This is a genomic window from Paraburkholderia sp. RL17-383-BIF-A (genome assembly GCF_046028015.1).
In the GTDB taxonomy this organism is placed as follows: Bacteria; Pseudomonadota; Gammaproteobacteria; order Burkholderiales; family Burkholderiaceae; genus Paraburkholderia.
On record NZ_JARESR010000001.1, the window covers coordinates 222,811 to 241,902 of the forward strand.

Consider the following 19,092-nt stretch of genomic DNA (forward strand, 5'->3'; position numbering starts at 1 on the left):
GCAAGCGGCCAGCGATACTTGTAGATATGTTTTCGTGGCGATTCGCGATGAAACATCACAGGTTCCATTCATACGGATTCGATAGTTGTCTTGAACTTCAGAATGCGTGACCCCTATCAGGTCGAAACTCATGTGCCGCTTACCCAACCAGTTCGGTTAACGAGTTTTAACAACGTTTCACTGACCCGCTGGAAGCGGAGCTGATTAAGATGAAATCGTTGCATGGGGAGCGAACTCGCCCACGCTGACATGGCCTTTTCGGCCGATCTCAATTCACTCCAATCAACAGGAAAACATCATGCGAATTTCCGCACTCGTCGTGGCTTGCGCTGCCGTCGTCGCGCTCGTCTCAACCGCTGCCATTGCCCAATCGAATAATGACGCCGTGGCATCCCACGCCGGTGCAGGAATGACAAAGGCGTCGATCCGTTTGCAGAACCGACAATTGTCGAAGGCTGTTCGTCACGCGCTGTATTCGACCAAAGGGTTGAACGCCAGCAACATTGCGGTGCTCGTCAAAAACGGAACCGTTTCTCTGGTGGGTACGGTGCCCGATGCAGCACAGATTCAGGTGGCGCAATGTTGCCAAACGTGTTCCGCATGTGGCGGCCGTCGACAACCGTGTGATCGTTGAGGAAGAAGGCGGTGGCCAGTAAATGGTGGGCCGCGGGAAACCAGAAGAAAATCGAACCCGTCCTGCATTGGGAAGCAGGATCGCGCGTTTGCGGGCCCCGGCTGCGCTAAACAGCCAGGGCCCGCGCATCGACAAGGAGCGCTGCGTTTAACGATGCAAGCGCAACACTCGAATGCGCGTTAGCTCTGCAGGAACTCCAGCAGATCGGCGTTCACTTTATCCGCCTCGGTCGTGCACATGCCATGGGGCGCACCTGGATAGACCTTCAGTGTGGCATTTTTCACGATCTTCGCTGACAGGCGACCCGCCTGGTCGATCGGGACGATCTGATCGTCGTCGCCGTGAAGGACCAGCGTCGGCACGTCGATCTTCTTCAGATCTGCCGTGTAGTCGACCTCCGAGAACTGCTTGATACATTCGTACTGGCCTTGGACCGAGCCGAGCATACCTTCGCGCCAGAACTCGTCGATCGTGCCCTGCGAGATTTTCGCGTTGGGCCGATTGAAACCGAAGAACGGCACAGCGAGATCTTTGTAGAACTGCGAGCGGTTGCTCGCGACACTCGCACGAATGCCGTCGAATACCGACATTGGCAGGCCGTTCGGATTGCTTTCGGTCTTGACCATGATCGGCGGCACTGCGCCGATCAGCACGACCTTGGCCACACGCGAGGTGCCATGGCGGCCGATGTAATGTGCAATCTCGCCGCCGCCAGTCGAATGGCCAACGAGCATGGCGCCCTTCAGGTCGAGCGCGTTGATCACCGCAGCCAGATCGTCTGCGTAGGTGTCCATGTCGTTGCCGTGGGACGGCTGATCGGAGCGGCCATGGCCGCGGCGGTCGTGGGCGATGACCCGGTAGCCTTTCTGCACCAGGAACAGCATTTGTGGATCCCACGCGTCGGCATCGAGCGGCCAGCCGTGCGAGAAGACGACCGGCTTGCCGCTGCCCCAATCCTTGAAGAAGATGCGTGTACCGTCTTTAGTCGTTACCGTATTCATCGTATGGCGCTCTCCATGTTGTGGGTGGGGTGAATTGCCCGCATGTGCATTTCCGCTGGCGGATCCAGCGGCCATCGCGACGGTCGGTGCGGCCATGGCGGCGATCGCCGCGCCGGCTGCGCCCGCGCCCGCTACAAGCACCTGCCTTCGATTCGCCGATGCAATTCCCGATTGATTAGCCATTTTTCTCCAGTCTTGTGTTGTTGGTGGATGTGTCGTAGTGGTAACGCATGACGAGACATCTCAGGCTCCGATAGTACGGATTCGGTAGTTTGTTTGAACTTCATAATCCTTAATTCTTATTAACTCGAAATGCATGTGGCGGTCACGCGGCCACTTCGGCTAACGAGTTTCAATGACGTTCTGCTGATCGCGATCAGGTTGACGGATAGCCAAGTCCGAACGACTGCGCCAACCGGGGGCCTTTCAGAAGCAACGGGGCGACGGCACCGCGCCGCATGGCGGCCCAACGGTCGAGTACCTGCACGACGTCCTTGCCAGATGTGGTTGCCAGCGCTTCGGCGAGGCTCACGGCGTCGTCGGCGGACTTGGAGGTGCCCGAGCCAGTGTGAGGTCGTAGCGTGCAGGCTGCGTCGCCCACTAGAGCGATACGCCCTTTGGCGAACGAGGGGCTCAGGGCGTCGGAGATGGCTTGCAGGAATGGCGCGTGCGTCGCGGCCACCAGTTGCGATAACGCGCGAGGCAGCCCATCGAGCGCCGCCCGATGCAGATAGGCAAGCGACTGTTCCGACAGCTCCCCAGGCGGGACTGATGCGTGGTGCCGATGACCGTCGCGTCCGGTCAGGAACGCGCCGATTGATGACTCGTCGGGTTCGTTTCTGTACCAGAGCCAATTGAACCGGCGCATGCCTGTGTCGAGCGAGCCATTCAGCGCGGGAATGAGGAATGTCATGAATAGTTCGGCATCTGAACGGTAGAGCGTCATGTTCTCGATCAGATCCACCACCTCCACGCGGTTGAAAGCGTTTTCACTCACCACCCCGCGCCACGCGATGTAACCTGCGTACGACGAGGCGTTACCGGGAAACAGCGCGGAACGAAGCCGCGAGCCGGTGCCGTCCGCGGCGATCAAAATGTCTGCGCGAACCGGCGCCGCGCCGTCGTCGAAACGGATTTCGACGCCGTCCGCGTCTTCGGCAACACTCGCTACATTGCGCCCGTAGTGAAGCGAAGCGGGCGGCAACATGCTGCACAGCGACCGGTAGACGGCGTCCCACGATGAAAACGGGAGCAGCTCGGGATCGTCGCGCGTCACATTGCCGTCGATATCGATCCAGCGCCGTCGGTGCGTCGGCACCGCAAGCATCGCGCGGGTTCGATGGCCGTGCTGTTCGAGAAACCGCAGCATCTGCCGCAGCACCACGACTCCACCACCACGACCCCGCAGCGGTCCTGCAGAGCGCTCGTAGACGTGCACGTCGTGGCCCGTGCATGTCAGCGTCAATGCGCATGCGAGCCCTGCGATTGAACCACCCGCGATTGCAATTTTCATGCTGTTGGCGATGCCATGTCGATCCTCCATACGTCTATTTGCCGGCGCAGACTGTCGCCGCCCAAAGGCATGTCACGCAGATCGGCCAGCGTGACTACGCTTCCCGCTATCAACTGTTCAGGCGTTCGAGTGATTCACCCACCTGTCACAGGCGGCATGCACCTGGCGGCGGGAAGAGGTGACATGGTCGTTCCTTTTGCGAGCGATTGAACATGGTGCGAATGGGTGACAGTACCGAGCAGCGTATCGCCGACGGCAAAGAAAATCCTGATGCCGCGCTGAATTTTTGTGAAACCGGAGAGATTCTGTCCGGTTTCCTGACTGAACTCATTGCACCAGGCCTCAACCGCGGACGCAGAACAGGCATGGTGCGGACCGGATGTTCTGGCGATCGGATCAACTGCAAGCGGGTGCGCGGCGCCTTGACGGTCGAGCAGAAGCTTGTCGAATTCGTGGCGACTGTATTCTGTGTCCCGATCGGTCGCTGATATCTTCCCGTGCGTTCTATTAAGAACTATTAAGGGCTCTGCCAAGGACTGGGTGAAAAGCTCTGGATAGACTGGGCTTCAGTCTTCCTCGCACTTCTCGCGAGTGCGGCCTGTCTTCTCATGTTCACTCAACTTCTAGGACGTACAACGCCATGGCAAATCCGAAACTGGAAGTCCTCACGCCTGCAAACTCGCAGATCATCTTCATCGACCAACAGCCGCAAATGGCCTTTGGGGTCCAGTCTATCGACCGTCAGGTACTTAAGAACAACGTAGTAGGACTTGCGAAGGCAGCGCGGGTGTTTAACATTCCCACCACTATTACGACGGTGGAATCCGAAAGTTTTTCTGGCTATACGTACCCGGAGTTGCTGGACGTATTTCCGGAGCACAAGGTGCTCGAACGCTCGTCCATGAATTCGTGGGACGACCAGAAGGTTCGTGACTCGCTTGCTGCGAATGGCCGAAAAAAGGTAGTGGTGGCAGGTTTGTGGACCGAGGTTTGCAACAACACGTTTGCGCTGTGCGCCATGGCCGAAGGTGACTACGAAATCTATATGGTCGCCGACGCGTCGGGCGGCACCTCGAAGGACGCGCATGACTATGCAATGCAGCGAATGATCCAGGCCGGCGTGGTTCCGATGACCTGGCAACAGGTACTGCTCGAGTGGCAACGCGATTGGGCACACAAGGAGACTTACAACGAAGTCATGGCGATTGCCAAAGAGCATTCGGGCGCGTACGGGATGGGCGTGGACTATGCCTACACCATGGTGCACAAGGCTGCCCAGCGCGCGGCGGGGACGCACGAGGTTCTGGCGCCGGTGCCGGCAAAGAAATAATAAGTCGCGGCGAGCGCCCGCTTTACACGAATAGCCCCGTGCGTGAAAAACGGCGCGCCCCCTATCAGGATCGCCATGACTTTCAATACGTCCGCGCCGGAGCCGGCCTTCCGCTTTCCGGGGAATCGTTCATGAATAAACACGAAGACACGATTCTTGCGCTGATAGCGGGCTACGTTGACACCGTCGGGTTCGTTGCGTTGTTCGGACTCTTCACCGCGCATGTCACGGGCAACTTCGTACTGATCGGCGCGGAGTTCGCAGGCGGGGGGCAAGGTGTGCTGCTGAAGCTGCTGGCGTTTCCGTCTTTTATAGTCGGCATTGCGCTGAGCAGCGTTATTTTCAAGTTTCTGGAGCGCAATCATCCGGCGGATGCTGCGAGCGCTTTGTACCTGTTTCAGGCAATGCTGCTCGTTTCATTCCTTGTGACAGGCTTGATCGCGACGCCAATCAAGGCATCGAATGCATCAATGGTGCTGGCGTGCGGCGTACTGGGAACCATGGCGATGGGCGTGCAGAACGCGCGTGGCAGGTTGCTGATGGTCACGGGGCTGCCGAACACGGTGATGACCGGAAACGTGACGCAGATCGTGCTCGACGTGATCGAGCTGATACACCGGGGGGCGCCGCGGGCGGGCATGGGCAGCCGGTTCGAGGGCGCCTCCAATCGACGTTGGCGGCGATGTGCGGCTTTGCTGTCGGCGCGGTTGGCGGCGCATTGACCTACGTCGAATTTTCTTTTCTCGCGATTACATTCCCAGTGGCCATTTTGTTATTTCTTGCCTGGAAGAGAAGGGCGATGCCGAAGGCAAGCGGTTAGCTTGTCGCGAACCGGCCATCTGGTCACCGATATCGATCAGGCGGTGAAGGGCGGCATGAGCCGCGCGATCTTCAATAAAAATTCGCAACTGCGTCGAACGCGTGGACGCGATGCTTTTTTTGCGTATATGACTGGCTGCCGGTCAATTACGAAGCCGCGCCCGGTCGATGACCCGGGCGCCTACCTTGTCTTTCATCACTTTCGGAAAACGAAAAATGGCAACTGAAGCGACGGCAGTCACTCACCACACGCTGCGTGCGAACGGCATCCGGCAGCATTTCCTCGATGCCGGTAGCGGCCCGGTTGTCGTGCTCCTGCACGGTTTCCCCGAGACGAGCTTTGCGTGGCGTCATCAGATTCCCGTGCTGGCCCAGCACTATCGGGTCATCGCGCCGGACCTGCGGGGCTATGGCGAAACCGACAAACCCGGTTCCGGCTACGACAAGCGGAACATGGCCATGGACATCATTAGTCTGCTCGACGAACTGGGGATCGGCAAGGTCGCGCTCGTCGGGCACGATCGCGGCGCGCGCGTGGCCACTCGGCTGACGAAGGATCATCCTGAACGGGTCGATCGGCTCGTCGTGATGGATAACGTGCCGACGCGGGTGGTCGCACAAAACATGAATCCACAAACAGCGCGTGCGTACTGGTTCTTTCTGTTCCATCTGGTCGCGGACCTACCGGAAACGCTGATCGCGGGGAAGGAAGACGCGTGGCTGCATCACTTTTTCGCCGACTGGTGCTACAACCCGCACACGATCGAAGGCGCGGACTTCGATACGTACGTGAAAGCGTACAAGCGGCCGGGCGCGGTGCGAGGCGCAATGTCGGACTATCGCGCGAATTCCGAGGACGTCGCTCAGGATCTGGTCGACGCGGACGTGAAAATTGCGTGCCCGACTATGGCGCTGTGGGGTGAAGACTTCTATGCGGTGGGCGGCATGTTCGACATGAAGGCTGTCTGGGAAGGCATGGCAAACAACCTCCGTGCCGAACCGATCTCGCATTGCGGGCATTTGCCCCAGGAGGAACAGCCGGAACGGGTCAACGAATTGCTGGTGGATTTCCTGCGGGGCTGGACTGGGAATTGATTGGCCGTCGGACGCTCCGCGGCTACCAGCCGCACGATAGCTGAAGTGCCCGGCCGCGGGGCGTAATCCGCGGCCGGTTGACCGGCAGAAGCATGATGCATGGCCAAACCCGACCGCATGCGCAAAACACTCGCGGCGCGAGTCAAAGATAGCCGAGCAGGAAGATTGTTGCGGTCAGGGTGAAAATCGACAAGACGCTCGAGGCGACCAGCGTCGTGCCCGATGGCGTGTCCTGTACGCCGTACGACAAGCCGAACAGAATGCCGAACGAACCACATGGAATCGCCGAGAGCAAAATGGCTTGACCGGCAATCGGCTTCGGCAGCGCGAACACCACGACCAGCAAATAGGCGATCAGCGGTTGGATCACGTTGCTGAGCGCCACGCCAACCCATACTTCCTTATCCAGCCGGAAAGGTTGTGACGCCAGTATCAACCCGGTCGAAAACAACGCCAGGCCCGCTGTCGTGCTGCCGATGATATTGAGTGACTGCACCATGAGCCCCGGCAACTGCCAACCCGCAAGCGAAACCAGCACACCGAGAAGCGGTGCGATCACGATCGGCTTGACGAATGTCGTGATCAACGCCTTTGCCAGCAGATTCGAGTGCGCGCCGTCGTTCTCGCGAGTCTTTGCACGTTCGAGCAGGATCAACCCGGCTGGCGACATCACAACCGAGGCGGTCGTGATCGCAAGCGCGACGGTCAAGTCGCTTGCTTCACCGTAGACGCTATGCAAAAGCGGAAGGCCGACCGCGGCAAAGTTCGGCATACCAATAGTGACCGCGCGGACGGCCGCATTCGACGGCGCCACCTTGAAAAGAAAACGCGACAACGCAAGCGACGCGACGTACGGCACCAGCATTACCGCTATCAGCAGGAGGATCAGCACGAGGTGGCTGTCGAGGCTGGTGCGCTGCATCTTGGCTGTGTACAGGAACAGCGCGAACGGCAGCGCGTAGTCGACCAGCATGGTATTGATCGAAGATAACGGCATGCTGCCCCGAGCGAGCTTGCCCGCCAGATAGCCTGTCGCCATAGAAAAGAAGAACGGCACTAGCGCGTAAGCTGTCTCGTGAATCATCTGTCGTTGCCCGTGTGATGGCGTCCACGTCGGGCGCCGTTGAATGTCGTAATCGACGGAGGCCACCTCTATTGCGGCAACGAAGTCTATTGATCGGCGCGCATTAAGTCTTTAGGAAAACATGAAGCATTATTAACGGTGCCGGATGTACGAGATCGATTCAAGCGAACGCGTGATACAGATTTTTTTGAGCTGTACGTTAAGTTTCTTTCACGCACGCCATTTGCCGGCTTTTTGGGGCTCTGTCCTTCCTCGGCGACCACACGCCCCCAGATGTATGACGGTCGCGCGACAGCCGGTTCGATCGATTGCATCGAAAACCTGCAGGACTTCGAAGGATAGGTTTGTGGCGGACAGACGAATCTATCGAGGTTCCAAGCCCAAGAGTTGGCCGGGGAAGATCAGCGTTGAGCTTCGGCGTCACGTGGCGCTTCAGACGAGGTGGCGTAATTTTTAATAACTATTCAGTCCGGCCTAATTTCATTAGCAGAATCGCTGGGTAGGATGACTTGCAACTAGCGTCCAGCGCAATATGTTCGCGCCGATTGGATAGAGGACGTGGCTTGCTCGGCCGTATGATCACAATACTGGATTTCAGAATGTCCGCTATGGCCATCCCGCAATCCATATCGGAGCGTTTGTATGAAACGGGTTGGAATTTCTCCGGGGCGCCGCGCGTTTCTGCGTAGTGTCGCGAGCGCGGGACCGGCCGCCGTGGCAATCGGCGCCGGCGTGGCCGGCGTTGCGGCGAGTTCGACAGCAGGCAACACACCGAACTGGACGCCCAGCTACTTTACGCCCGACGAATGGAGCGTGCTTGTCGCGCTGGTCGATCGCCTGATCCCTGCGGACAGCGAAGGGCCAGGTGCGATTGAGGCGGGCGTGCCGGAATTCATCGACAGCCAGATGAACACGCCCTACGGCTATGGCGCCCTTTGGTACATGCACGGGCCCTTCGTTGCAGGGCCCGCGACGCTCGGCTATCAGCTCGAATTCAGCCCCCGGGCGCTGTACCGAAGTGCGTTGGCCGGACTGGACGAACAGGTGCGCAAGCGGTTTTCGAAACGCTTCGATGAGCTCGACGCCAGTACGCGCGACAGCATGATTGGCGAATTGGAATCGGGCAAGCTGGGTATCGGCGACGTGCCCGCAGTGGACTTCTTTGCGCAACTGTTGCAGAACACGCACGAAGGCTATTTCTGCGATCCGAAGCACGGAGGCAATCGCGATATGGCGGCGTGGAAGATGATCAATTTCCCTGGGGCAAGAGCCGACTATATCGACTGGGTCGAACAGTATGGGAAGCGCTACCCGCTTGCGCCGGTATCCAGCGCCTGAGCGCCTCATCTTCCATGTCGATCAATGCCGTTGCAGGCGCGAGGTGCGCGGGAATCAACGCGGTCCCACCAGGATAATTCAATGACAGACCAAACGATGAAAGGCGTCGACGTGGTGATCGTCGGCTTTGGCTGGGCCGGCGCCATCATGGCGAAGGAGTTGACCGAAGCCGGCTTGCAGGTGCTCGCGCTGGAACGTGGGCAATACCGCGATACGTATCCGGACGGTGCGTATCCGACCACGCTGGACGAACTGACCTATCTGCAGCGTTTCAAGCTGTTTCAGAATATGGCGCGAAGTACGTTCACCTTCCGTCACAACATGAACGATACGGCGTTGCCGTATCGGCAGATAGGCGCATTCAAACCGGGTGAAGGGGTTGGCGGCGCGGGTCTCCATTGGGCAGGCCAGCACTGGCGGATTTATCCGGAGGAGCTCAGGCTGCGCTCGCACTACGTTGAGCGTTACGGTGCAAAGTTCATTCCGAAGAACATGACACTGCAGGATTTTGGTGTGTCTTATGAAGAGCTGGAACCGCATTTCGACTTCGCCGAAAAAGTATTCGGCACGTCGGGGCAGGCGTACCGAGTGAACGGCCAGGTTGTGGGAGATGGCAATCCGTTCGAAGCAGACCGCTCGGGTGCTTTTCCGCTGCCCGCGCAGAAAGTACCCTATGGTCCTCATATTTTCATGAAAGCGGCGCGCGAATTGGGTTTCCATCCATTTCGCGCGCCGTCGGCCACGGTGTCGGCAGCCTATACGAATCCGTATGGTTGCCAGATGGGACCGTGCAACTTCTGCGGGTATTGTTCGGGCTACGCGTGCTACAACTATTCGAAAGCGTCGCCCAATGTGAATATCCTACCGGCATTGCGCGGTTTGCCGAACTTCGAACTCCGGCCCAACTGCACGGTGTTGCGAATTACGCTCGACAGGACGCGCAAGGTCGCCACCGGTGTCGAGTATGTCGATGCCGCAGGTAAAGTTGTCGCACAACCCGCCAGGATTGTCATAGCGAGCACCTTCGCCTATAACAACGCACATCTTTTCATGCTGTCGGGAATCGGCCAGCAATACGACCCGGTGAGCGGTGAGGGTACTGTCGGCAAGAACGTGTCGTATCAGATGCTTTCGAATATCCAGGTTTTTTTCGAACCGGGGACGAATAGCAATCCATTTATCGGCGCCGGCGGCAACAGCGTCGCGTTCGACGATTTCAACGCAGATAACTTCGACCATGGCCCCCACGGCTTTGTCGGCGGTGCGGCGCTGTGGTGCAACCCGGCGGGAGCCAAGCCGATTTCGGGCATAGCGGTGCCGGCGGGAACCCCTAAATGGGGGAGCACGTGGAAGAAAGCAGTCAAAGATAACTACGTGAACACGGTGTCGATCGACTCGAACGGCACTAACATGGCCTATCGCGATTGTTATCTCGATCTCGATCCGACATATCAGAACAAATACGGGCAACCGCTGTTGCGTTTTACGTTCGACTGGAAAGACAACGACATTCGCATGACCCGTTTCGTGACCGACAAGCTGGTCCAGGTCGCAAAGGCAATGGGGCCGAAGGACTATACGGTCACGCAAAAGAACTTCGGCGATCACTTCGACGTGCGGCCGTATCAGACCACGCATTGGGCCGGCGGCCTGATCATGGGCGAGCATCCGAAGACGAGTGCGTTGAACCGCTATCTGCAAAGCTGGGACGTGCATAACGTCTTTGCGATCGGCTCCAACGTGTTTCCGGTGGGCCTCGGCTATAACCCCACGGGCGCGGTCGCCGCGCTGGCTTACTGGTCGGCGAAAGCGATCAGGACGCAGTACCTGAAAGACCCGCGGCCACTGGTGGATGCGTGATGAAATATATCGATAGCCTGCGCTGCGGCGCGATGGCGGCCGTCTGCATGCTGGTGCTTCCCTCGGGCGCGGACGCCGCGCCGGCTGCGGACGCGGCGCAGGTCGAGCGCGGCGCATACCTCGCGCGTGCAGGCGACTGCATTGCCTGTCACACGGCGAAGAACGGCAAGCCATTCGCAGGTGGCTATCCGCTCGGCACACCGCTCGGCAAGGTGTACTCGACGAATATCACTCCGGACAAGACAAGCGGCATCGGCGCCTGGACCTACGACGACTTCGCGACGTTGATGCGCCGGGGAAGAACGAAGAGCGGGTATGCGGTTTATCCGGCCATGCCGTATCCATCGTATGCGCATATCGACGATGCGGACATGCATGCGCTCTATGCCTACTTCATGTACGGCGTAGCGCCCGTCAGGCAGGCGAACCGCGATAACGACATTCCATGGCCATTGTCGATGCGCTGGCCGCTGACGGTTTGGGGCTGGGTCTTCGGACCCGGACCGAAACCGTACGTCGCACCGGCGGGCACACCGGTGGAAGTCGCGCGTGGCGCCTATCTGGTGCGGGGCCTCGGACATTGTGGAAGCTGTCATACACCGCGAGGCGTCGGGCTTCAGGAGTTGTCGCTAGGCGACGATGCCGATCCGGTCTACCTCGCGGGCGGGGCATCGATAGACGGCTGGATTGCACCGTCGCTGCGCAACGAACATGGAGACGGTCTTGCGGCCATGTCGACTGAGGACATCGTGGCGTTTCTGAAAAGCGGGCGCAACGCACATATCGCCTCATTCGGCGCGATGAACGACGTGGTCGTGAATTCGATGCAGCATCTGAATGAAGCCGACCTGACGGGCATTGCGGCTTATCTGAAGTCGCTGTCGCCGCACAAGGACGCGGCGCAGCCGTATCGCTACGACGCAACGGTTGCGACCGCGCTTTATCACGGACAGGTGCCCAGTGCCGGCGCGCAGATCTATCTCGACCGTTGCGCCGGTTGTCATCGCTCTGACGGCACGGGGAACGGCAAGGCATTCCCGGCGCTGGCGGGCAATCCGGTATTGCAGACCGACGATCCGACGTCGGCGATTCACATCGTTCTGTCGGGCGGCTCGATGCCGGCGACACGCACTGCGCCCTCGGCCATCACGATGGGTCCGTATGCAGCCATTCTGAGCGATCGACAGATAGCGGACGTAGTGACTTTCGTGCAAACCAGTTGGGGCAACCGGGGCGGCACAGCGACCGAGCGCCAGGTGGGCAAAGTGCGCAAGTCGTTGGTGAAGGTGGCTCCGACGGTGTCGGTGGCTGACACGCCGTAAGTCTCATGGCGCCTTCAGCGCAGATTCGATCAGTAGTTTTCAGCCGTAATTCAGGACGTTTTTCTGATCCTCCCGGTAGCCCGGCTGCGAATGGACGAGGGCAAAGCGTCGATGATCGTAACGAGTCCACTTTGCCACGCTGCTTAGAAGGTGGCGAGCGCTTCGTCGTCGGCAATCGCGCACGGCGCGGACGCCTGCACGAATCCGGGTGTGCTGCCGTCGTCGCCGGCAATGAACACGTTCACGCCCTCGGCCTGGATCGGCGACGACGACACGGGCTGCCGGCCGCCGAGCAGGCTCGTGTGGCTCAGCCGTCCAACGTGCCAGAGCTGCGCGAAGATGCGGCTGCACGGCGGCGTGCACGGCGTGGGTCACCTTGCGCAATCCGGCGACCTGCGCGGGCGTGTGAATGCCGGGCGTCCATGCGTAGCCCTTGCCGAGTGGCGAAATATAGGTGCCTTCGCTGACGATGAGGCCCGCGCCCGCGCGTTGCGCATAATAGGCGGCCATCAGGTCGTTGGCTTCGTCGCCGGGTTGGCTGGCGCGCCAGCGCGTCATGGGCTGCATCACGATGCGGTTCGGCAGCGTCATGCTGCGCAGGTATTCGACCAGCTTGCGGCTCTGCAAATACGGGCTCAACTCGATCTGATTGGTTGCGATCGCGTCCTTGCCGACCGCGGCGATCGCCTGCTTCGTCAGTTCGATATTGAAGTTCGAGATACCGATCTGCCGCGTCAGGCCTTTTGCTTGCACGTCGGCAAGCGCTGTCATGAACGTCTCGAGCGGCACCTCGTTATCCGGGGCACATCGAGCCCACGGTGAGTTCGTCGAGCGGCGAGACGCTGAGACAACTCGCGCTCGAAGGCAACGGGATCGTCTGCCTGTCGGATTTCATGACCACGCAGGACCGTGAAGCCGGGCGGCTCATGCAAGTCCTTACGCGCCACACGCAAGACGTGCGGCAGCCGATTCAAGCCGTCTATTACCGGAATACGGCGATTTCATCACGGATCGCGTCGTTCGTCGACTATCTGGTCGAGGCGCTCGGCAGTGGAACGCGGGCGCGCAGGCCGGCTGCGTGGGCGGGTCAGTAATGAGCGCCTGAGACGCGATCATCGCCGATTCGCCCGATGCTGGCACCGCCTTAAAACAACGCCCTTTGCCCTGACATCAAGGTGGTGAAATCATCACGCAGCAGCGGCAGGATCGCGTCGGCTACAGGCTGCAATTGCCGCGTCAGATAGTGTTCGTAATCGATGGCCGAGCGCAGCGTTTCCAGCGGCTCGGGGCCGGCCACCGTCATCACATAGCTGATCCAGCCGCCGTTCTGGTATTGCAGCGGACGCCCTTGCCGCCGATTGAACTCGTCCGCCACCCGCGCCGCCCGCACATGCGGCGGCACATTGCGCTCATATTCGCCGAGCGGCCGGCGCACACGCTTGCGATACACGAGCTGATCGTCGAGCTTACCTTCGAGCGTGTCGCGCACATAGTCGCGCACGTAGTCCTGATAAGGCTGCTGCGTGAAGATGCGCCGGTAGAGTTCCTGCTGAAACTGTTGCGCGAGCGGTGTCCAGTCCGTGCGGACCGTTTCAAGCCCTTTATAGACGATGTCCTCGCTGCCGTCCGGCAACACCGTGAGGCCTGCGTAGCGTTTCTTGCTGCCTTCCTCGGCACCGCGAATGGTCGGCATGAAGAAGCGCCGGTAATGCCGCTCGAATTGCAATTCGAGCGCACTGTCGAGTCCGAAGCGCTGCTGCAGATTCTGCCGCCACCATCCGTTGATATGCTCGACTAGCGCGCGGCCGATGCGGCTCGCGTCTTCCTCGCTGTGTGCGTGCTTGAGCCAGACGAAGGTCGAATCCGTGTCGCCATAAATGACTTCGTAGCCTTCGCCTTGAATCAGTTCGCGCGTGGCATGCATGATTTCGTGGCCGCGCATGGTGATCGACGAGGCGAGACGCGGATCGAAGAAGCGGCAGCCGGTCGATCCCAGTACGCCGTAAAAGGCGTTCATGATGATCTTCAATGCCTGCGAAAGCGGCTTGTTGTTCTCGCGTTTGGCGGTTTCCCGGCCTTGCCAGACCTGCCCAACGATCGACGGCAAGCAATGGCGCGTGCGTGAAAAGCGCGCGTTGAGAAAACCGGGCACGGATTGATCGTCGGCGGGATTCAGCATGCCTTCCACCAGACCGACCGGGTCGATCAGAAACGTGCGGATAATCGACGGATACAGGCTCTTATAGTCCAGCACCAGCACGGAGTCGTAAAGCCCGGGGCGCGAATCCATCACGAAGCCACCGGGGCTCGCGGCTCCGGCCACGTCGCCGAGATTGGGCGCGACATAGCCTTGCCGATGCATGCGCGGCATGTACAGATGCGTGAACGCCGCCACCGATCCGCCGCTGCGATCCGCCGGCAGTCCGGTGACGCTCGCGCGCTCCAGCAGGAACGGCAGCAAGTCCGTCTTCGCGAAGATGCGTGTGACGAGCTCGCAGTCCTTGAGGTTGTACTGAGCGAGCGCGGGTTTGTCCTCGTCGAAGCGGCGCTGGATTTCATCCATGCGCTGATACGGATTGTCGATCGACTTGCCTTCGCCCAGCACGGAACGCGCGACATGTTCGAGACTGAACGAAGGGAAACTCCACGTCGCGGAGCGCAGCGCCTCGATGCCGTCGATAATCAGCCGCCCCGCGGCGCCGGCGAAGAAGTGGTTCTGTTTGAGTCCGTGCTCGCGCCATTCCATGACTGCACCACCGCGGCCGAGCCGCAGCGGTATGCGATATTGTTCGGCGTGCTGCTGCAGCACACGCAGGTCGAACTGCACCAGATTCCATCCGATGATCGCATCGGGATCATGCCGTTCCAGCCATGCATTCAGTTTTTCCAGCAACTGTGCGCGGGTTTCGCAGTATTCGAGGTCGAAGTCGAGCGTGCTCGCGTCGCCATTGGACGGCCCCAGCATATACACCTGGCGCTGTCCGCAACCTTCCAGCGCGATCGAATACAACTCGGCGTGGGCGCTGGTTTCGATGTCGAGCGAAACCAGTTTCAGGGGCGGGCGATAACCGGTGGCCGGCTTGAGTTCGCTGTTCAGAAGCGGGCCGTGATGGTCGCTGCTCCGCGCCTCGCCGCCGAACCACACCGGCGCGGTGATGAAACGCTCCATCATGTATCGCTCCGGCGGGAATATGTCGGCTTCGTAGACGTCGACGCCGCCTTGCTTCAGGCGTTTTTCGAAACCGGTCAATTGCCGGTACTGCTGACAGTAAAGTCCCATGACCGGCCGATGCTGAAAGTCGCGGAGATCGAGCGGACGCAGATCGAGTGGCGCCTCGCGGCGCAGGATCGTTTCCGCTCGCTCGCAGTGCTCAACGGGAATAAACGCAACCGAAGGTTGAGGACGCAAACGGATGTGACGGGGCCCGCTGTCCGTTGCCAGCCAGAATTCGACTTCCGTGCCGGCGGGCGTATCCCGCCAATGTCGGGTCAAAATGAAACCCTGTTCAAGCTCAGTCAAACTTCCACCTCTAAAGCAGGCGTGATCGCCTGGCACGATTTTACCGCCATGCGCTTCGAGCCGTTGCGTCATTCCCGAGCGTTGCCGGGGAGGCTCGACCTGCCACCTGATGTTGGCCGTGTGTGGCCTTCCGCCACGCTGGATGCAGCCGCGCGGCGCAATCTGTATGATCGTGCTGCAGCGATTCCTTCTGGCACAGCCCATGTGCCAGTCAAGTCTTTAAATACGGAGTGAACGATATGACTTTGGGTAAACTTGTTGTTGTGGTCGCAGTAGCTGCAACCAGTCTGAGTGCGCACGCGCAAGTCGCCGGCACGCAACCGCTGAGCATCACCGTCGAGCAGTCGAATGCGCTGCTGAGCGGCTGGAGTGTGAAGAAGAGCATTCTCGGCAAAACGGTGTACAACGACCAGAACGAGAAGATCGGTACGGTTCGTGATCTGGTGGTGGCGCCAGATGGCTCGCTGTCCGCTGCAATCGTCTCCGCCGGCGGGTTCCTCGGCGTGGCGTCGCACGACGTTGCGGTGCCCATCGCGGCGCTCGATATCCGTCAGGGTAATTTCTATCTGGCCGGTGCCACCAAAGACGCGTTGAAGGCAACTCCCGCGTTCCAGTACAACAAGGTTCAAGCGCCGCCGAAGCCGAAAAAGCTGACGGGCCAGTAATGCAGAAAGCCGGCGTGTTCGCCGGCTGAGCCGCAAGAAGCGGCTCGCGTGTACTCGATCATGAAAAAGCGGCGCTCGCAGCGCGAAACGGTTGATGAGAGAAACCGTTTCGCGCATGCAGCGCCGCTTTCGTTTTTTCAGCGGACGAGGCCGCTAGTGGCAATTGGATTCGAGGCCTTGAATCAGGCCTTAAATCAAGCCTCCAGCGCGAGCGTCGCGAACGTGCCGAGCCAATGCTCGCCCATATAGTCGCCGGCCACGTGCGGCAGCGCGCTTTGCAGGTGGCGCTCGGCAGCATCGAACAGGACCGTACGGCGAATATCGCCTGCCGGCAATGCGCGCGCCAGCGAGCGTTGGCACCATGCGCGGCTCAGATTCAGACCGTCGAGGTGAGCGATCTTGCCGTCGGTGCGATCCGTCACGGTGACGGGCTCGAACAGTGTGGCGGGCTTTTTCACGCCGAGGTTCGGCAGAAAGCGGCCGAACCAGTCGACGAATTGCGCGGGCGGCAACACGCGGCGCATGAGTTCCGCTTCCATGAGCGAAGGCGAGAGGAATTCGTCGCCAGCGGGCTCCCATGCCTGACATGCTACGTCGTCGACAAACCAGCGTTCCGCGGTATTCACGACCAGTGCTTCCAGCGATTCACGCGACGTTTGCCGCGCGAAATCCAGTGTCAACGCCAATGCGAAGGCCATGTTGAAGTGCGTGCCCACGCGCAGCGGGTAGGTCGCTTTCGGCAAAAACTCCTCGAAGCGTTCGACAAACACCCTGGTAAGCGGCGCAAAAGTTTTCGACCAGCGCGCGGCCTCCGAGAGCTTTAGCGATTCGAGTTGCGCGCTGAGCGCGAGCAACCATGCCCAACCATAAGGCCGCTCGAAACCACGGTTGTGCGGCAGATCGAGATAGGCAATTTCACCGGCCACGTTCTCCGCGGTGAAATGCTCGTCGACCACCGCGACAATGTGCGCCGCTTCCGGCAGATCGGGAAAGCGTTCAAGCAGATGCAGAATCAACCAGTAGCCGTGCACGCACGAATGCCAGTCGTAGCTGCCGTAAAAAATCGGATGCAGCGCGCGCGGACCTTGCACGTCCTGCGGTCCGGCGAGGGAGTGCGTCAGCTTGTTCGGGTATTCGCGCGTGAGGTGGGCGAGTGCGAGATTGGCGAATTTCGATGCGAATTCGCGAGTGAGTTGGGTAGTCATTGGCGCCTCCTCAAAAGCGGAATACGAACAGATATAACAGTATGGTGTTGACGATCAACAATAGCAAAGCGGTCGGCCACTGCGCCTTGATCACGCCGTTCTGATCTTTCAGCTCCAGCAGCGCTGCTGGCACGATATTGAAGTTGGCCGCCATTGGGGTCATCAAAGTGCCGCAAAAGCCGCACAGCATGCCGATCGCACCCAGAATGGCGGGGTTGCCGTGGAATTGATGCACGATCAGTGGCAAGCCGATACCTGCCGTCATGACGGGAAACGCGGCGAATGCGTTGCCCATGATCATCGTGAAGATCGCCATGCCGAACGTGTAAGCCGCCACCACCGCGAAGGCGGAATCGAGCGGAATCCACGTTTTCACCAGATCCGACACCACGTGGCCCACGCCCGCGACGGCGAACAGTGCGCCGAGGGCCGCCAGCATCTGCGGCAGAATGGCGGCCCAGCCGACGGTATCCATGGTGTGCCGCGCGTCTTTCAAAGCATGCACCGGCGAGTCGCGCAACATGAAGAGCGCCGCGCCGAACGCAACCAGCGTGCCCAATACGAGCGAAATCAACGTGACGTTCTTCGCTTCGACGAACGGCGCGTGTTTCAGCGTCAAGGTGCCGAGCAACGTGATGAACGGAATCAGCAGCGCCGGAATGAACAGCTTGTTGCCGAAGCGTTGCGCATTCGCTTCGCGGCGCGCGGCGGCGGCTTCGGTACTGTTGTCCGTCTTGCCTTTGCCGAGCTTGCCGGAGCCGGCGATCACGGCGAGTGCGATGGCGAGGCAGCCGGTTACGAAGTGCGGCAGTTCTCCGCCGAACATGAAGGTGAGCGCGTAGATTCCCCAGAACAGAAAATTGGCAATGCGGCGCGGATTCGAACGGTCTTGCAGATTGAAGAGGGCGAACGCGGCGAACATCAAACCGGCCAGCACGTAGAGCGATTCGAGTTTGATCATCATCGCGCGATACCTCGGCCGTACGCGGTCATCTTATGCGAGAGATTACTGTCCAGCAGGATCAGGCGCACGACATGAATCACGAGTGCCGCCACGGCCGTGGGAATCGCCCAAACTGACACTTGCAGCGGTTCGACCGAGATGCCGTTCTGTTCGAGGAAGCCCTTGATCAGCAGGATGGACTGGATCGCAATGAAAATGTCTTCGCCGAAAAACACGGCGATGTTGTCCACCGCCGATGCATTCGCGCGGATCTGCTGGCGTACCGCATCGGGTAAGTCGCCGTAGCGGTTCGCGGCGGCGGCCTCGGCCATCGGCGCGATGAGCGGACGCACCATCTGCGCGTGCCCACCCAGTGACGTCAGACCGAGTGCGGCGGTGACCTGGCGGATCACGAAGTACAGCATCAGCACGCGGCCGGTGGTGGCGGCGTGCAGACGTGAAATCAGGTGTTTGGCCTGCTCTTTCAGACCGTTGCGCTCCAATAGTGCGATGACCGGCAGCGTCAGCCAGATCAGACCCATATAGCGGTTATCCGCGAATGCCTTACCGAATGCGCTGACGATCTCGACCGGTTGCAAGCCGCCGGCGACGCCCGTAGCGATCCCCGCGATCGTCACGACCAATAGCGCATTGAAGCGCAATGCGAAGCCGAGTACGACGATCGGCACGCCGATTAAAACCCACATGCTGTTCTCCTTGCTACTTCGCTGGTGTGTCGTTGTTGTGTGCTGCTGGAGGCGTT

The 19,092-nt window shown here is 59.9% G+C and carries 17 protein-coding genes and 3 pseudogenes; 11 read left to right on the forward strand and 9 right to left on the reverse strand.

Annotated elements, in window-relative coordinates; genetic code table 11:
- Positions 1 to 298: 298 nt before the first annotated feature.
- Positions 299 to 634 (forward strand): BON domain-containing protein, encoded by a 336-nt coding sequence (locus P0D71_RS01150; RefSeq protein ID WP_408478911.1) that lies wholly within the window; start codon positions 299 to 301, stop codon positions 632 to 634.
- A gap of 179 nt (positions 635 to 813) precedes the next feature.
- Here the strand turns inward: P0D71_RS01150 and P0D71_RS01155 are convergent, their stop codons facing one another.
- Positions 814 to 1,635 (reverse strand): alpha/beta fold hydrolase, encoded by an 822-nt coding sequence (locus P0D71_RS01155; protein ID WP_091807507.1) that lies wholly within the window; start codon positions 1,633 to 1,635, stop codon positions 814 to 816.
- Between the two features lie 376 nt (positions 1,636 to 2,011).
- Positions 2,012 to 3,148 (reverse strand): FAD binding domain-containing protein, encoded by a 1,137-nt coding sequence (locus P0D71_RS01160; protein ID WP_091809215.1) that lies wholly within the window; start codon positions 3,146 to 3,148, stop codon positions 2,012 to 2,014.
- A gap of 221 nt (positions 3,149 to 3,369) precedes the next feature.
- Here P0D71_RS01160 and P0D71_RS01165 point away from each other — a divergent pair, with 221 nt between their 5' ends.
- The 5 genes from P0D71_RS01165 (at position 3,370) to P0D71_RS01185 (ending at position 6,392) form a co-directional block, all read left to right on the forward strand.
- Positions 3,370 to 3,636 (forward strand): hypothetical protein, encoded by a 267-nt coding sequence (locus P0D71_RS01165; protein WP_091807509.1) that lies wholly within the window; start codon positions 3,370 to 3,372, stop codon positions 3,634 to 3,636.
- A 152-nt stretch (positions 3,637 to 3,788) separates the two neighbouring features.
- Positions 3,789 to 4,478, forward strand: a complete 690-nt coding sequence (locus P0D71_RS01170; RefSeq protein ID WP_091803430.1) for a hydrolase — start codon at positions 3,789 to 3,791, stop codon at positions 4,476 to 4,478.
- Between the two features lie 131 nt (positions 4,479 to 4,609).
- Positions 4,610 to 5,200, forward strand: a complete 591-nt coding sequence (locus P0D71_RS01175) for a YoaK family protein (RefSeq protein WP_408478913.1) — start codon at positions 4,610 to 4,612, stop codon at positions 5,198 to 5,200.
- Between the two features lie 99 nt (positions 5,201 to 5,299).
- Positions 5,300 to 5,524: a hypothetical protein gene (locus P0D71_RS01180; protein ID WP_408295589.1), complete on the forward strand. Its 225-nt coding sequence runs from the start codon at positions 5,300 to 5,302 to the stop codon at positions 5,522 to 5,524.
- Positions 5,514 to 6,392: an alpha/beta fold hydrolase gene (locus tag P0D71_RS01185; protein ID WP_408295586.1), complete on the forward strand. Its 879-nt coding sequence runs from the start codon at positions 5,514 to 5,516 to the stop codon at positions 6,390 to 6,392. The genes P0D71_RS01180 and P0D71_RS01185 overlap by 11 nt, the downstream gene beginning before the upstream one ends.
- A 142-nt stretch (positions 6,393 to 6,534) precedes the next feature.
- Here P0D71_RS01185 and P0D71_RS01190 read toward each other — a convergent pair whose 3' ends face one another.
- A complete protein-coding gene (locus P0D71_RS01190) occupies positions 6,535 to 7,476 on the reverse strand; it encodes an AEC family transporter (RefSeq protein ID WP_408478915.1) in 942 nt (313 codons plus the stop codon).
- Positions 7,477 to 8,118: 642 nt separating this feature from the next.
- Here P0D71_RS01190 and P0D71_RS01195 point away from each other — a divergent pair.
- From P0D71_RS01195 to P0D71_RS01205, 3 genes are all read left to right on the forward strand, one after another.
- Entirely contained in the window at positions 8,119 to 8,814 is a 696-nt protein-coding gene (locus P0D71_RS01195) for a gluconate 2-dehydrogenase subunit 3 family protein (RefSeq protein WP_091807519.1), read from the forward strand.
- 81 nt (positions 8,815 to 8,895) lie between these two features.
- Complete coding sequence (locus P0D71_RS01200; protein WP_408478917.1) at positions 8,896 to 10,674, forward strand: GMC family oxidoreductase; 1,779 nt, start codon at positions 8,896 to 8,898, stop codon at positions 10,672 to 10,674.
- Positions 10,674 to 11,996, forward strand: coding sequence for a c-type cytochrome (locus P0D71_RS01205; RefSeq protein ID WP_408478919.1), 1,323 nt, complete (start codon positions 10,674 to 10,676; stop codon positions 11,994 to 11,996). The genes P0D71_RS01200 and P0D71_RS01205 overlap by 1 nt, the downstream gene beginning before the upstream one ends.
- A 161-nt stretch (positions 11,997 to 12,157) precedes the next feature.
- Here the strand turns inward: P0D71_RS01205 and P0D71_RS01210 are convergent.
- Positions 12,158 to 12,587, reverse strand: a pseudogene (locus P0D71_RS01210) (oxidoreductase); the annotation flags it as partial.
- A pseudogene (locus P0D71_RS36145) lies at positions 12,588 to 12,800 on the reverse strand (aldo/keto reductase); the annotation flags it as partial.
- On the opposite strand from P0D71_RS36145, the pseudogene P0D71_RS01215 reads away from it, so the two are divergent.
- Positions 12,794 to 13,090 (forward strand): annotated as a pseudogene (locus P0D71_RS01215) (LysR substrate-binding domain-containing protein); the annotation flags it as partial. The pseudogenes P0D71_RS36145 and P0D71_RS01215 overlap by 7 nt on opposite strands.
- A gap of 50 nt (positions 13,091 to 13,140) precedes the next feature.
- Here the strand turns inward: P0D71_RS01215 and P0D71_RS01220 are convergent.
- Positions 13,141 to 15,516 carry a DNA polymerase II gene (locus tag P0D71_RS01220; RefSeq protein WP_408478921.1) on the reverse strand — a complete coding sequence of 792 codons (2,376 nt, stop codon included), beginning with the start codon at positions 15,514 to 15,516 and terminating at the stop codon, positions 13,141 to 13,143.
- Positions 15,517 to 15,755: 239 nt separating this feature from the next.
- Between P0D71_RS01220 and P0D71_RS01225 the strand changes: the two genes are divergently transcribed.
- Positions 15,756 to 16,181, forward strand: coding sequence for a PRC-barrel domain-containing protein (locus P0D71_RS01225; RefSeq protein WP_091807525.1), 426 nt, complete (start codon positions 15,756 to 15,758; stop codon positions 16,179 to 16,181).
- Between the two features lie 194 nt (positions 16,182 to 16,375).
- Here P0D71_RS01225 and P0D71_RS01230 read toward each other — a convergent pair whose 3' ends face one another.
- Genes P0D71_RS01230 through P0D71_RS01240 form a run of 3 tightly spaced genes read right to left on the reverse strand, consistent with a single transcriptional unit; the run spans position 16,376 to position 19,036 of the window.
- Positions 16,376 to 17,386: a DUF2891 domain-containing protein gene (locus P0D71_RS01230; protein WP_408478923.1), complete on the reverse strand. Its 1,011-nt coding sequence runs from the start codon at positions 17,384 to 17,386 to the stop codon at positions 16,376 to 16,378.
- Positions 17,387 to 17,396: 10 nt separating this feature from the next.
- Positions 17,397 to 18,347 carry a DUF979 domain-containing protein gene (locus P0D71_RS01235; protein ID WP_408182942.1) on the reverse strand — a complete coding sequence of 317 codons (951 nt, stop codon included), beginning with the start codon at positions 18,345 to 18,347 and terminating at the stop codon, positions 17,397 to 17,399.
- Positions 18,347 to 19,036, reverse strand: a complete 690-nt coding sequence (locus P0D71_RS01240) for a DUF969 domain-containing protein (protein ID WP_408295568.1) — start codon at positions 19,034 to 19,036, stop codon at positions 18,347 to 18,349. The genes P0D71_RS01235 and P0D71_RS01240 overlap by 1 nt, the downstream gene beginning before the upstream one ends.
- Positions 19,037 to 19,092: the final 56 nt, after the last annotated feature.